Origin of the sequence: Phenylobacterium sp. (assembly GCF_028290885.1) — a bacterium.
In the GTDB taxonomy this organism is placed as follows: domain Bacteria; phylum Pseudomonadota; class Alphaproteobacteria; order Caulobacterales; family Caulobacteraceae; genus Phenylobacterium.
The window spans coordinates 23,297-37,220 of record NZ_JAQGIZ010000090.1 but is presented as its reverse complement, the minus strand read 5'-3'; the positions used below and the strand labels follow the sequence as shown (position 1 = coordinate 37,220).

The 13,924-nt window shown below is 65.2% G+C and carries 11 protein-coding genes; 4 read left to right on the top strand and 7 right to left on the bottom strand.

What is annotated here, in order from left to right:
* The coding region (locus tag JWP28_RS06660; RefSeq protein ID WP_299541345.1) for a MaoC family dehydratase N-terminal domain-containing protein at positions 1–477 on the bottom strand (477 nt) is incomplete at its 3' end.
* Between the two features lie 154 nt (positions 478–631).
* Entirely contained in the window at positions 632–2,236 is a 1,605-nt protein-coding gene (locus JWP28_RS06655; protein ID WP_299541343.1) for an AMP-binding protein, read from the bottom strand.
* A gap of 290 nt (positions 2,237–2,526) precedes the next feature.
* Between JWP28_RS06655 and JWP28_RS06650 the strand changes: the two genes are divergently transcribed.
* The gene (locus tag JWP28_RS06650; protein WP_299541341.1) at positions 2,527–3,729 is read left to right on the top strand and encodes an amidohydrolase family protein; all 1,203 of its coding nucleotides are present in this window, start codon (positions 2,527–2,529) and stop codon (positions 3,727–3,729) included.
* Between the two features lie 18 nt (positions 3,730–3,747).
* Here JWP28_RS06650 and JWP28_RS06645 read toward each other — a convergent pair whose 3' ends face one another.
* Together JWP28_RS06645 and JWP28_RS06640 are read right to left on the bottom strand one after the other, a co-directional pair.
* Positions 3,748–4,473 carry an alpha/beta fold hydrolase gene (locus JWP28_RS06645; RefSeq protein ID WP_299541339.1) on the bottom strand — a complete coding sequence of 242 codons (726 nt, stop codon included), beginning with the start codon at positions 4,471–4,473 and terminating at the stop codon, positions 3,748–3,750.
* 15 nt (positions 4,474–4,488) lie between these two features.
* Positions 4,489–4,884 carry a MerR family transcriptional regulator gene (locus JWP28_RS06640; protein ID WP_299541337.1) on the bottom strand — a complete coding sequence of 132 codons (396 nt, stop codon included), beginning with the start codon at positions 4,882–4,884 and terminating at the stop codon, positions 4,489–4,491.
* A gap of 824 nt (positions 4,885–5,708) precedes the next feature.
* Here JWP28_RS06640 and JWP28_RS06635 point away from each other — a divergent pair.
* Positions 5,709–6,551 (top strand): NAD(P)-dependent oxidoreductase, encoded by an 843-nt coding sequence (locus tag JWP28_RS06635; RefSeq protein WP_299541335.1) that lies wholly within the window; start codon positions 5,709–5,711, stop codon positions 6,549–6,551.
* Between the two features lie 23 nt (positions 6,552–6,574).
* Positions 6,575–7,753: an acyl-CoA dehydrogenase family protein gene (locus JWP28_RS06630; protein ID WP_299541333.1), complete on the top strand. Its 1,179-nt coding sequence runs from the start codon at positions 6,575–6,577 to the stop codon at positions 7,751–7,753.
* A 31-nt stretch (positions 7,754–7,784) separates the two neighbouring features.
* On the opposite strand, the gene JWP28_RS06625 is transcribed toward JWP28_RS06630, so the two are convergent.
* The gene (locus JWP28_RS06625; protein ID WP_299541331.1) at positions 7,785–8,936 is read right to left on the bottom strand and encodes a DUF1214 domain-containing protein; all 1,152 of its coding nucleotides are present in this window, start codon (positions 8,934–8,936) and stop codon (positions 7,785–7,787) included.
* 675 nt (positions 8,937–9,611) lie between these two features.
* Here JWP28_RS06625 and JWP28_RS06620 point away from each other — a divergent pair.
* Positions 9,612–11,894 (top strand): TonB-dependent receptor, encoded by a 2,283-nt coding sequence (locus JWP28_RS06620; RefSeq protein WP_299541329.1) that lies wholly within the window; start codon positions 9,612–9,614, stop codon positions 11,892–11,894.
* 56 nt (positions 11,895–11,950) lie between these two features.
* Here the strand turns inward: JWP28_RS06620 and JWP28_RS06615 are convergent, their stop codons facing one another.
* Together JWP28_RS06615 and JWP28_RS06610 are read right to left on the bottom strand one after the other, a co-directional pair.
* On the bottom strand, positions 11,951–13,132 hold the full coding sequence (locus tag JWP28_RS06615; RefSeq protein ID WP_299541327.1) for a CoA transferase: 1,182 nt from the start codon (positions 13,130–13,132) through the stop codon (positions 11,951–11,953).
* Positions 13,133–13,224: 92 nt separating this feature from the next.
* A complete protein-coding gene (locus JWP28_RS06610) occupies positions 13,225–13,896 on the bottom strand; it encodes a TetR/AcrR family transcriptional regulator (protein ID WP_299541347.1) in 672 nt (223 codons plus the stop codon).
* Between the last annotated feature and the right edge of the window lie 28 nt (positions 13,897–13,924).

The window sequence follows — 13,924 nt, the reverse complement described above, 5'->3', positions numbered from 1 at the left end:
ATAGGACTTGCCGTTGGTGACGATGGCCGACCGGCCGGCGAACTGGGACACCTTGTCCTCGACCTTCTCGACCCACCGGGACACATAGAGCTTCACCCCTTCGCGGATGGGGGCGTAGTAGAAGTTCTCGCCGCCAGAATGGAAGAGTTGCACGCCCTTCAGCGCCGCGCGCGTCGGGCGCTCGATATCATCCGGCATATCAGGGTAGCGCTTTACCCCCATGGACATCTCAAAGCCGGCCGGCGCGATCGGCCCGCCCCACCGCGTCGTCGCCGGATAGTCTGGATCGACAAAAAGCGGATTGTCATCGCCGTTGGAGATCGCGAAGCGTCGGATCGCCTCCTGGCTGGCGGATATGTTCCAGGGATCCTCGATGATGCCGTTCCGCACCGTCGGATTCGGATAGCCAATGCGCTGGCGCATCAGGTCAAGGGATTCGTCGGTGATCCGGCCCTGTAGCAGCCCCTCGGTGGCCATTCCGCGCTCCACTATTGATATAACTCAATGAACCTACTCGGCGGAGTCACGCCTGTCCAGCGCTCTCGGCGGAAGGAGCAAACCCATTTCCTCCGTGCTAGAGCGGCAGGCGAATAGCTTTATCTGTTGAGCGGGTGCGCGTACGGGCCGGACGCTACCGTTCGACGCGGAACCCGACCTTTTCGCGATCCCAGGTCCCCGCGGTCACGCCGCGCGCGCGCAGCGCCTCCTTCGGCGTGCGGCCATGGGCGTTGCGGGCCAACTCCGGGACGAAGTCCAGAAAGCGCGGCACGAAATAGTAGGGCGCGTTGCGGTTGACGTGGCGGGCGATGTCTTCGGCCGTCACGTCGCAACCCGGCTTGCGGACGATGCAGACCATCAGTTCGGCCTCGGTGTCGAGCAGCTCCGACGTCACGCCAAACGCTGCGACCTCTGCGACGGCTGGGTGGGCCTCGATGATCGCCTCGACCTCAAACATCGACAGGTTGCGACCCTTCAGGCGGATGTAGTCCTTCTTGCGGTCGGCAAAGTGGAAGACGCCGTCCTCGGTCTTGCGCGCCATGTCACCGGTGTGGTGCCAAAGGCTGCGCCAGCTCTCCACGGTCCGGCCGGGCTCGCCGAAATACCCGAGGAAGAGGCGCCCGGGGTCATGCGGGCGCACACAGACCTCGCCGACCTCGCCCTCGGCCACGGGGAGATCGTTCTCACCCAGCAGCGCGACGTCATAGTGCGCGACCGGGCGGCCCAGCCGTGCGCCCGCGCCTTCCAGTTCGCTATCGGGCGCGTCGAAGATGCGGAAGGTCTCGCTGGTCCCATAGCCTTGAGACATGCTGGCGATGTTGAAGCGCGCCTTGAACTCGGGGATCAGCTCCGCCGGCATCGGTATCGCCACGAAACGGCGCAGCCGGTGGTCGCGATCCTGCGGATCGGGCGGCTGCTTCCACAACAGCATGTGCATCGCGCCGAGCGTGTAGGCCTGGGTGGCCTCGTAGAGCCGGACACGGTCCCAAAAGCCGCTGACGCTGAAGCGTGTGTCGATGGCGGCGGTCACGCCGAACACCAGTGATGTCCAGATCGTGCCTGACCATGGGCTGCCGAGATAGAAAGGCGTGCAGGAGTAGAGGACCTCGTCTTCCTCGTACTCGCGATCGTAGCCCGTGGCCTGGAGGAGCACGGAGCTGTGACTGTGCATCACGCCCTTGGGCTTGCCGGTGGTTCCCGATGACCACCAGACCTGCACCGTATCCTGCCAGGTCGCGCCTTCGTCCACCGGGTCGGCCGGGAAAGCCAGGAGGTCGCCGAGCGCGCTGGCGCCCGGAAACGCCGGGTCGGCCGCGCCGTTGATCACCCAGGCGGCGACCGGATCGATCTGGCCCAGCGCCGCGACGCGCTCGACATAGGCCGCATCGACGATCAGTAAACAGCCGGCGGAACTGCGCAGGGCGTCTTCGAGGAATGCGCCGTGGAAATCGGTGCTGATCGTTATGAAGAAGCCGCCGAGCCGAGTGATCGCCATAGACAGAAGCACCGCGTCGATCGACGGCTCCACGAGCATGGTCACCGGCTCGCCGGGAACGACGCCGAGGGATCGCAGGCCGCGTGCGATCCGGTTCACCAGAGCATCGGCTTCCGCGAAGGTCACACGGCGGTCGTCGGACACGAGCCAGACCCGCTCTCCGCGCTGCCTCGCCTGGTGGCTGAGGACCTTGCCGACGACGCGGCCGGACGCATCGGAGAGGTCGTAAGGCTCAAGCGGCATCGGGGTTCCGGAATGATGGGTGTGATTTAGAGTTATCTCAATTTGATCCGAACGCAAACGGTCCGCCTCTCCTTCGGCGTCGCGGCCTTGCGGTTGCCTGGTTGCCGCGCCGGCCGATGGGACGTCGCGACGAAACCCAAATCGTTATCAGTTATGGGCGCCGAAGCGCCGTCGCCCAATAGCTGCTCTGATGAAAATCTGCCTTTCCGCTGAGGTCGAATTCAGATAATCCTTATCATGAAATCAATCGATGGCCGAGCTCGAGCCCGGCCAAATGCCGGGAGACGCCTATGGACCAGCTGCCCATCTTCGATATCGACACCCACTTTGCGGAGCCCGGGGACCTGTGGACCTCGCGCGCCCCGGCGAAGTATCGCGACCGGGTCCTGCACGTCAGGCGCAAGGAAGACGGCAAACAGGCCTGGTTCCTGGGCAACATGGAGGTCGGCATGATCGGGCCGTCCGTGGTCCGGGCCGACCTCGGCAAGGAACTGCACACCTACACCATCCCTGACTTCGACCAGATGGCGGCCGCGTCGTATTCGGCCCCGGCGCGGCTGAAGTTCATGGATAGCCAGGGGGTCGGCACCCAGATCGTTTATCCGAACATCATCGGCTTCGGGGCGCAGAAGCTGATGCAGGTCAGCGATGACGTGGAGCTGCGCCATTGGCACGTCCAGGCCTACAACGACGCCCTCGTCGACTTCCAGAAGGATGGCCAGGGTCGTCTTCTACCCCAGGCCGCGCTGCCCCTGTGGGACATCGAGGCCTCGCTGAAAGAGCTTGAGCGGATCCGCAAGATGGGCCTGACCGGGGTGGCCATGTCGGACAAGCCCAAGGACTTCGGGCAGGTCTCGCTCGCCAGCCCCGAATGGGAGCGTTTCTTCGCCACCTGCCAGGACCTCGGTCTGCCGATCAACTTCCACATCGGGTCTGGCTCCTTCGAAGGTGAGAAGGAGAAGTGGTGGCATCCGGAGCGCTCGTCGATCCTGCCCGACATGACCTTGAACGGGCCGCTGGCGACGTTCACCGCCATCAACAACTTCCTGCAGATCTCGGTCGACATCATGAACCTGATCCTGACCGGCATCCTCGAAAAATTCCCCAAGCTCAACTTCGTCGTCGTGGAGAGCGGGGCGGGCTGGATCCCCTTCCTCATCCAGGCCCTGGAACACAACTGGCGCGAGATGCTGACGCCGGGCCAACGCGCAAAGTTCAAGCGCGGTCCCAAAGAGATGTTCATTGACCAGATCTACGCCGCCTACTGGTTCGAGGACAGCAACTGCATCGACCCGTTCTTGAAGGAATTCGGCAACAGCAATCTCATGTTCGAGACCGACTTTCCGCATCCGACCTCGCTCTACCCGGGCGTTCGAGAGCAGGTTGTGGCGACGCTCGGCCATCATTCCGTCGAAACCCAGCGCAAGGTGCTCTACCAGAACGCCGAGCGAGTCTACGGCGTGAAGGTGGGCCAGCCGGCCACGGCGAACTGAAACGCGGCCGCCGGCGGCTCAGCCGGCCCGCAATACGTCCTTGCCGATGCGGGTCAGCAGACGCGCGACCTCATCGGGTGCGGTCATAATGAGGCTATGGCCAGCCTCGACGTGCTCGATCGTGGCATCCGGGAATTCCGCGCGGAGCGGACTGTCACCCGCGTCCAGGTCGCCCAAGCAGCCCGTCACGTCTCGAAGAGCGCGGATGAAGGTCACCGGCGTGCGCAGAATCGTGCGACGGCTGATCGCGTGGCGGAGCGGGCCCAGCGGCTCGGCCTGGGCAAGCTTGGGCCACAGCCCGTCGATCGAGCCGGGCGGCATGTCGTTGCAGAGCGAGCGCTCCAACGCCTCGCTCGGCGGCTTCGGCCAGACGCCGTCCGCCGCTTCGGCGATATGCCCAAGGTCGGCGAACGCGCGGCCCTCGGGCGGCATCACCGCCGCGATGAAGACGCAATGGCGGACCTTGTCGGATAGTCGTTCCGCAACGGCGGGAAGCGTGATCCCGCCCAGCGAGTGGGCGACGATCACCAGGCGATCGACGGCCAGGGCGCCGATTTGCACGGTCGCCGACTGGACCCAGTCCTCATAGGTGATGCCGGCGAGTTGCTCCCGCGATCCGGTTCGGCCGGGCAGGTCCACCGCGGCGCAAGGCCAGGCCAGCCGGCGCACCACCTCGCTCCAGCACCAGGCGCCGTGAAAACCGCCATGGATCAATCCGAAGCCCAGTTGCAGGGGACGGGGCATCGGGCCGGCGAACCCCTAGCCTGCGCGGCGCGCTGACGGGGAAAGCAACACGTCTAGCCCGTTCCGCACTCGCGCCAGGTCCTGTGTGAGCTGCTGAGCGCGTTTGTCGAGGAAGGCGGCAGCTAAGCTGGCCATTGTTCCTGGTTCGCGGTCGAGGTCGAGGATTTTGCGGATGTCCGACAGCCCCAGGCCGCAGGTCCGAAGGAGGCTGATCCAGGAAAGACGCTCCCGCGCCCGGACGTCATACCAGCGCCGGTTCAGGCGATCGCGACCGACCGTGATCAGGCCACGTTCCTCATAGAACCGCAGCGCCCGCGGCGTGAGTCCGAAGCGCCGCATCGCCGCACCCACGCCGCAACGGGAGAGGTCCGGCCTGTATGCAGCCGGTGGCGGATTGCCGACACGCTTCAACCGCTGATCTCCTACGTGCTCGTCACTCGCCATTGCCGATGGAACTCGCATATTGAGTTACCCATTTAGAGGTTTTCCGATACGTGGACATCTCTTGAATTGCAAGGCCGTTTGCCCACACCGATGCCTTAGGGCACGCCAACCGAGTTGAGCTCTCGCAGCGAGGTCGCCGCCAAATCAGCGATGGACCTAAAAAAAATGGCCGCCCGGCGCAAGCCGGGCGGCAGTCTCTAGGAGGAAGATGGACCCTCGCCCCGAGCGCGACAGAATGTACCCAAGGCGCACCCTAGCATAATTCCGTTTACTGAAAAGCCGCGAAGCCGCGCGCGCCTGGAGATATTTCCCGGATTCAAGAGCGGCTCGCTCGGTCGCCCAGTTCATAGGATTTGAAGGCGGAACGACAGCGCCGATCGCCCTGGCCCTCGGCGCGATCACCGGGTCCATGCCTTCCGGCTCTTCCCAAAATGAGATACATGAATCTGAAGGCGGCCGCGGTCTTCGTGCGCAGGCCGCCGCAAACGAGGGGAACGCGAGGTGGTGGATTGCCGTACTCTGGCCGGTCCGGCGCGATGAAAGCGGCGCTTGCAGACCACGGTGCTGACATTTGGGGCCACCTTTCCCACCGCCCGGCCATGCCCACCGACTCCGTCGTTGGCAAAGTAAACTCATTGTAGCGGACCCGCCCGCCGTCTGGAATTCGTTGCTAGAAACGAGGAGCTGTTTCTTCGTAACCACCGCAAATTGAGTTTATTCTTTTGTCGAACCATGTATCAAAGCCTGTGATGAGGCGTCTTGCGGCGCCCTCCTAAGTTGGAGCGGATTGCATGGGCCTGAAGGGGAAAACCCTCTTCGTGACGGGCGCCAGCCGAGGCATCGGCCTGGCGATCTCAATGCGCGCCGCGCGCGACGGGGCGAACGTCGTGATCGCAGCCAAGACGGCCGAGCCTCATCCGAAGCTGCCGGGCACCATCTACACCGCCGCCGAGGACATCGAGCGCGCCGGTGGCCAAGCCCTGCCATTGGTCGTCGACGTGCGCAGCGAAGAGGCCGTGCAGACCGCGGTCGACGCCGCGGTGGAGCGTTTCGGCGGCATCGACATCTGCGTCAACAACGCCTCGGCGATCTCGCTCACCGGCACGCTCGAGACCGACATCAAGCGCTACGACCTGATGCACCAGATCAATCTACGCGGGACATTCCTGACGTCGAAGGCATGCCTCCCGCACCTGCGCCGGGCGGCGAACCCGCATGTCCTGATGCTGTCACCGCCACTCGACATGAACCCGCGATGGTTCGGACCCCACGTCGCCTACACGATCGCCAAGTACGGCATGTCGATGTGCGTCCTGGGCATGGCCGAAGAGTTCCGCGGCGAGATCGCCTTCAATGCGCTTTGGCCGCACACCCCGATCGCCACAGCGGCGATCCGGAACCGCTTCGGTGACGAGGGCATGCGCGAGACCCGCACGCCCGAGATCATGGGGGAGGCCGCCTACGCGATCCTGAACAAGGACGCCAAGACGTTCAGCGGCCAATTTCTGCTTGATGACGAGGTGCTCGCCATCGCGGGCGTCACCGACCTTCGGCAGTACCGGGTGGATCCCGCCGCGCCGTTGCGCGTGGATCTCTTCGTGGACCCCGCCCGCTATCCCCTGAACGAGACCTGAGCCGTCCGGAGGCCTCCCGAGCCATGAGCGGCCACGCCCGACAGTCGCTTCCGGACGACCTGGAGACGATCCGCGAGAGCGTCGCGCGCGTGTGCGCCCGCTTCGATGCCGGATATTGGCGGCAGACCGATGAGAGCGGTCAGTTCCCGCAAACGTTCCTGGACGCCATGACCGGCGGGGGCTGGCTCGGCACGGCGATGCCGGTCGAGTTCGGCGGCTCGGGACTCGGCCTCACGGAAGCGGCTGTGATGATGCAGGCGGTCGCGGAGTCTGGGGCCGGGTTTTCGGGCGCCAGCGCCATGCACCTGAACATCTTCGGCCCGATGCCGCTCGTGAAATTCGGCAGTGAGGAACAGAAGCGCCGCCACATCCCGCGGTTGATTTCGGGCGAAGACCGCATGTGCTTCGGGGTTACCGAGCCCGACGCCGGCCTCGATACAACCAATCTCTCGACGCGCGCGGAGCGCACCAACACCGGCTACGTCATCAGCGGCCGGAAAATGTGGACGAGCAATGCCCAGCAAGCGAGCAAGATCCTGATCATCGCACGGACCACCCCCAAGGATCAGGTGCGGCGGCCGACCGAGGGGCTGTCGCTGTTCTACGCAGACTTCGACCGCAGCAAGATCGACGCGAGGCCGATCCCGAAGATGGGCCGCAAGGCGGTGGAGTCGAACGCCGTCTTCATCGACGGCCTCGAGGTCCCGGCGGAGGACCTCGTGGGCGATGAGGGCAAGGGGTTCTACTACCTGCTGGAAGGCTTGAACCCCGAGCGCGTGCTGATCGGTGCCGAGGCCGTTGGCTTGGGTCGCGCCGCCCTAGCACGGGCCGCGAACTACGCCAAGGAGCGCGTCGTGTTCGGTCGGCCGATCGGCCAGAACCAGGGCGTTGCCCACCCTCTGGCGCGCTGCTGGATGGAGCTGGAAGCGGCCAATTTAATGGTCTTTAAGGCCGCGTCCCTGCACGACGTAGGACAGGAATGTGGCGCGGAGGCTAACGCCGCCAAATACCTGGGCGGCGAGGCAGGATTTAGGGCTTGCGAAACCGCGGTCATGACGCACGGCGGCATGGGCTACGCTAAGGAGTTCGATGTCGAGCGGTACATGCGCGAGTCGATGATCGCGCGCCTCGCGCCGGTCAGCCGGGAAATGATCTTCAACTACATCGCTGAGCGCGTCCTCGGCCTCCCGAAGAGCTACTGACCGACGGCGGCGAGCGGCGGACGCCGCCTAGCTAGCGGGCGCGCCCAGCCCAGTGCGACCGGCGGCGGGCCTGCTGCGCCTTGCGCGTGTCCGGTGTGACGCGGGCCGTATCCGCGGGCAGGCGTTCGTGGAGTGTCTTCCACTCGGTCATTGTGCTCGTCACCGGAAACGCCTCGTCGCACCAGATCCAGCGTAGCATCACGACGCCTTCGGTGCTGTCGCCGATGTCGAGCCAGTTCGGGACGCCGGGATCGCGTCCAGTGACGACGACACGGACGCGTCCGTCCGAACCGACCACCGCGTCCTCGGCCATCAGACTCGTCGCGCGGTTGGCAAGGTCCGGTGGCTCGTACCACGGAAAGGTCAGCCACTGGATCGTCCAGGCGCGGGCCTTTGGCGGCTGGAATTCGATGATCAGCGCCTCGTCGGGCGTCAGCCGGAACCGGCCCGGTCCGTACCAGACGTTGCGGTTGCAAGCCGCCGCCGGCGCGGGCTGGGCGACGCCGTTGATGACGCTGAACCGATGGCGGACCATCTGGCCGTGAGTCGTCAGATAGCCCTGCAGCCAGGGGCCGACGCTCGCGAACCGCGCGGCCACGTCGGCCGCCTGCGGCCTCGGCGGCGCCTGGCCTTCGCTGCCCTGGCGGACAATCTCCAACACGCCGGGCCGATGGCTGTCCCAATCGGTGAAATACTCCCGCACCTGGACAATGCGCGCCTCAGGCGGCAGCGGCAGCCAGTTTGCGGCCTGCGGTTCGGCGCTGACGACGATCTCGAAGCGGCCGGCCTCGTCCACATGCAAGTCCCTGCGGCCAAGGTCGCCCCACACCCGCCGGCCGCCAAGGAAGGGCCAGCCCTCGTGCAGGGATATGTTCACGTCGCAGAGCGTGTCGATCCGCCCGGTGATCCGATAGCTGGCGTCGGGGCGGGTCGCAGCAAAGCGGTTGTCGGCGATCTCGGGCGTGTCGTTCATGTGCACGAAGCGAGGGAAGTCCGGGCCCGGGGCGGTTGCCCAGGTGAGGCTGTCGAGGACCAGGTGGGCGAGGTGCTCGAAGCCCCGCGCCAGGCTGGCCTCGGTCTGGTCGACGCCTTCCCGCATGACTGCCGCGCCGGCCACCTTGAGCTCGTCGCACATGGCGTCCCATGCCGCCTGCAGGACCGCGCCTGGTTCGTCCCGGCTCATCGGGTCCCCACTCAGAAGAGGCTCGAAAAGCGGTCGAGGTAAGGAGCGAGGAAGTCGGCCAGGTGGCCTTCGCTCAGCCCGAATTCCTCCAGGCTGTAACTTTAGCCGCCGCCCTTGTGCTGCGGGTTCTCGCCCTCCCAGCCGGCAATCGCGCGTTCGGTGCCCGCGGTTACGCAGCCGGGCCGCGAGGGACGAGACGATCTCGGCCTCCTGGCGCTTCAGGGCGTCGGTGGTCAGCAGGCTTTCCGAATTGATCGCCGAGACGAAAGCGTCCAGCGCCGGCCGAAAACCCGTATCACCAAGGTCGGTCAGTCCAGCGCCGGCCTTCGCGCGGACGATCAGCTGTTCCAAGGAAAGCGGATTGGCCCGCGCCGCAGGCGCTTCCGTGGCGAGACTGACATCCATGGGAAGGCTCCTTCAAGTTCTGAACTCGATCCGCGCGGCCACCGCCATTCGCGGCTGACGGGACGAAGCCTACCTGCCGTCAGCGCCACAAAGAAATTACTTTATTAAATCGCAAGTCGTCAATCGGATGCGATCCATCGCCGCCATGCGTCTGGAAAAGAATCCGCTCTCGCATTTGAGATAACGCTATTGTACGATCGTACAGCTAAGGCCGCGGCGCGGGCGCTCAATCGAGGCGCAATAAGCAGACCGGGTCGAGGGAGGGTCAAAATGAATTCCATGAAAAGCCTGACGGCTCGCCTGCTGACGTCCGTCGCAGTGATCGCCGCCACAACCACAGTGCCCGGCGCAGCGGCGGCCGCGGAAGCCACCGCCGCCAGCCCGACCGCGGCTGTCGCTGAGGTCATCGTCACCGCGCGGAAACGCGAGGAGGACGTGGAGCGGACGCCGGTCGCGATCAGCGTCATCTCGAAGGCGGACCTGGAGCGGCGTTCGATCCAGACGCTCGAGGACATCCAGCGGTTCACGCCCGGGCTGACCTTCCAGCAGACTCCGTACGACACGATGTCGTCGTTCGTCGGGCTGCGCGGCCAGAGGGCCTCAGACAACCTTCAAGGCCAGGACCCATCGGTCGGCGAATACATGGACGGGGTCTACATCGCGACCACCTCGGCCACCAACATTTCGAGCCTGCTGGACCTGGAACGGATCGAGGTGCTGAAGGGGCCGCAAGGCACGCTATACGGCCGCAACACCACCGGCGGTTCGGTGAACATCATCAGCACCCTGCCCAACTCCGACGGCCTGAGCGGGACACTCTTGGCCGGGGCTGGCAATTTTGACCGCTATGAGGCCGCGGGCACCGTCAACTTGCCGCTCGCGAAGGGCGTCTCCCTTAGGGTCAGCGCAAACTTGGTGGACCATTCGGGGTATGCGCAGGACACGGTCCACCACACGGACCTGCTCGATGAACATAGCAGAAGCATCCGCGCAACTCTCCGGCTCGATCCTACAGACAAGCTCGAGGTGCTGGTGCGCGGCGATTATGTCCGCGGCAGCGAGGGCGGCATCGCGTGGCACACCGTCGGCGCCGCCGCCATTCCTGCAGGACTGCAGGCGGCTTTCTTCAACGGCATCTTCCCGGCGACGCCGGCGCAGACTCCGGCCGTGGCCGCGCAGGGGCTGGCCCTGCTCAACGCCAGCATCAACAGCGACCCCCACAAGGAGAGCTACTACGCAGCGCCCGATTCCAAGCTGTCAGCCTACGGCGGGTCGATTACGGCCACCTATGCGCTCACCGACCAGATCGACCTGAAGTCGATTACCGCCTATCGCCGCTTCAAACGGACCGCCGACGCAAGCTTCGTCCCGTTCGGTGAGATCTCGACCTACATCGACAACTCGACGAACATGCTCACAGAGGAACTCCAGCTCCAGGGCACGAATTTCGACAAGAAGTTGAACTGGATTGCTGGCTACTATTACTACGATACGACCGGTCTAGACTACGCCCGGGTCGTTGCGCTTACGTTCCTTAACCCGGCAAATCCCTCGCAGACCGACGCGGATCTCAAGACCAAGAGCAATTCGGTCTACGCGCAAGCCACCTATGCGATCACCGACAAGCTAAACGCCACCGCCGGGGTGCGGTACACCAGCGAGTCGAAAGACATCACCGCGCGCAACCGCGATCCGCTGGCCTGCGAGATTCCAGGCATCACCAGCCTCGCGGCCTGCGTCGCGAGTTTCAGCAAGGATTTCAACAACACCTCCTACGCGCTGGGCGCGGACTACACGGTCAACGACTCGGTGTTCGTCTATGCGCGGACCGCGACCGGCTTTAAGTCGGGCGGCTTCAACCAGCGCGCCAACGTCGGGACCTCGTTCCTGCCCGAAAAGGTCAAGGACTATGAAGTCGGCCTGAAGCTGCAGTCCGCGGACCATCGACTTCGCGCCAACGCCGATGTCTTCCGCTCCAATTACGACCAGATCCAGCGCAACGTGATCGGCGCGGTGGGGGCCTCATCCTTTATCCGCAATGCGGCGAAGGCAAGGATTGATGGCGCCGAACTGGAGGTGAGCGCGACTCCGGTCGATGCCTTCACCATCTCGGGCACGCTCGCCTATGTGGACGCCAAGTATCTGAACTACGTCACCTTCGTCGGCGGCGTCCCGGTCGACATCTCGAACCGCAAGTTCCCGGGCCAACCGAGATTGCAGAGCAGCATCTCGGCGTCCTACACGGTGCCGGCGCCGGTTGGAGATCTGGTCGGCTCGTTGGACTGGAGCTATCAGGACCTTGTCGACTTTCAGCCGGACAACCACGGTCCACTGATCCCCTCGTCGGCCACCATGCAGCCCGCCTATTCCCTGTGGAACGCGCGCCTGCAGCTCAACATCCCGAAGCATGACCTGAAGCTGGCGGTCTGGGTGCGGAACCTGACGGACAAAACCTATTTCGCCAATACGATCGACATCGAGTCGCTCGGTATCGCGTCCGGCGCCTTGGGGTCGCCGCGGACCTACGGCGTCGAGATCCGCAAGTCGTTCTGAGACCGTACCCTGATTGCCCCGCCGATACGAGAGGATCGTCGGGCCCCGGGGCGCGCCTAGATCGCGCGCGACGTCCGAAAGCCCGCGATCTCTACCGCGCTGAAGCCGAGCTCGGCCAGGACTTCGTCCGTGTGTTCGCCGAGCGTGGGCGCGCGCCGCCAAAGCCGCGCCGGCGTCTGCGTCAGACCGATCGACGGCAGGATCAGCGGCGTCCTATCCGCGCCCGGAAAGTCCATCTCCACCAGCAGTCCGGCTTCGCGAACATGGCGATCCTGCAGCGCCTCCCGCGGCGACAGCACGGGTCCTGCCGGAATCCGCGCCTCCGCCAGTCGGGCCAGCGCGTCCTCGGTGGTCAGGTCCGCGCACCAGGCCGCGGTCCGCGCGCTGAGGACCTCGCCGTTGTCGGCGCGCAGGGCGTCGGTAGCGAATCGCGAGTCGCCCAGCCAATCGACTTGCCCGACCAGGCGCGCCCAGCGTCGGAAGAGGGGCTCGCCGAGCACTTGCACTACGATCCAGCCGTCCCGGGTCTCGAAGAAGTCCGCCGGCGCGCCGGACTGGCCACGGTTCCCCGTCCGCTCGCGCTCCACGCCGGTGAGCGCCTGCTCGATCAGCGGGAAGTTCATGGCCGTGAGCGCGGAGGTGAACAGGCTGGCCTGGACCACCTGGCCGCGGCCGTTGCGGGCGTGCTCGTGGATTGCTGCCATTGTCCCGAACGCCGCCAGCGAGGCGCTCATCATATCGACCCAGGAGGCGAAGGACTTGGTCGGCCGGTCGAAGCCCGAGAGGTAGGCTGCGCCGCTCATGGCCTGGCCGACGCCGTCGAAGCCAACCTGTGAAGCATAGGGCCCCTCGGAACCGAAGGCCGATATCGCCGTCAGGATTACGTCGGGCCGGATAGCCGCGAGGCTCTCGTAGTCGAGGCCGAGGTCGTGCAAGGTCTCGTTTGGCAGGTTGGCGATCACCACGTTCGACTTAGCTACCAGGCGCCGGAGAATCTCGGCGCTGCCCGGCGCCTTCGGGTCCATGGTGATGCCGCGCTTGTTGCGGTTCATCTGCAGGAACAGGGCGCCGTCGCCTGCATCGGCGACACGGTAGATGTAGCGGTCTTCACCTCCGTCGACCCGCTCGACGCGGATCACGTCAGCGCCCAGGTCGGCGAGGAGGGCGGCGCAGAACGGGCCGGCGATGTAGCGGCCGAAGTCCAAGATGCGCACGCCCTCCAGAATCCTATCCGCCACGGTAGCCTCCCAGGTTTTGACTTGGATCGCGTGAGTCTTTCGGGCCTCAGCGGCTGCCTAGCGATGATCGACGAGGGTGGGGCCATGGCGCTCTAACGGCGGGTCCTGAGTCGGCGTGGCTGGGGGATGGGAACCGCCTCGGCCGCTGCTGCGGCGACCACACCGACTCTCGCGAAATCCACCAGTTGCGGAAGGACGTCCAGCGAAAGACGGGCGGGGTCAGGCGCCGCCGACTCGGAGCTCATGTTCACAATGAAACCAAGCTTCAACTGACGTGCGAACAGCATCGCGATGCGAAGCTTTCGCGGCTCGGCGCCGGGCAGCGCCCCGCCCAGGGCTTCGACATAGAGGTCGAGTACCCGTTCATGCGGGGGGAAGAGCCAAGCGCCGAGCGACCGCCGCTCCTCGAAAGCCGCTAGCTGGTAAAGGATCTGCGAATACCGACGCCACGCCGCGTCGGCTGCCACCCGCCGCACGTGCGGGACGATAAAGGCTTCCATGATCTCCGCCACCGTCGGCCGTGGCCTCCTTTCGCACAGCTCCCGGAGCGAGTCCTCAAGGAGGGCGACGAGGTCTTCCCCTCTGCGCCGAAGGACCTCCTGGTAGAGCTGCTCCTTGGTCGTGAAGTAGTAGGTCGAGAGCCCGAGTTGCACGCGGGCTTCGCGGGCGATGTCGCGCATCGACGCCCCGTAGAAGCCGCGGTCTGCGAACAGCCGCTCGGCGGCGTCGAGGAGGTCGTCCCTTCGGCTTCGCGGTGAATTCATATCTTTTGTAATGCGGCATCGGGGCTGT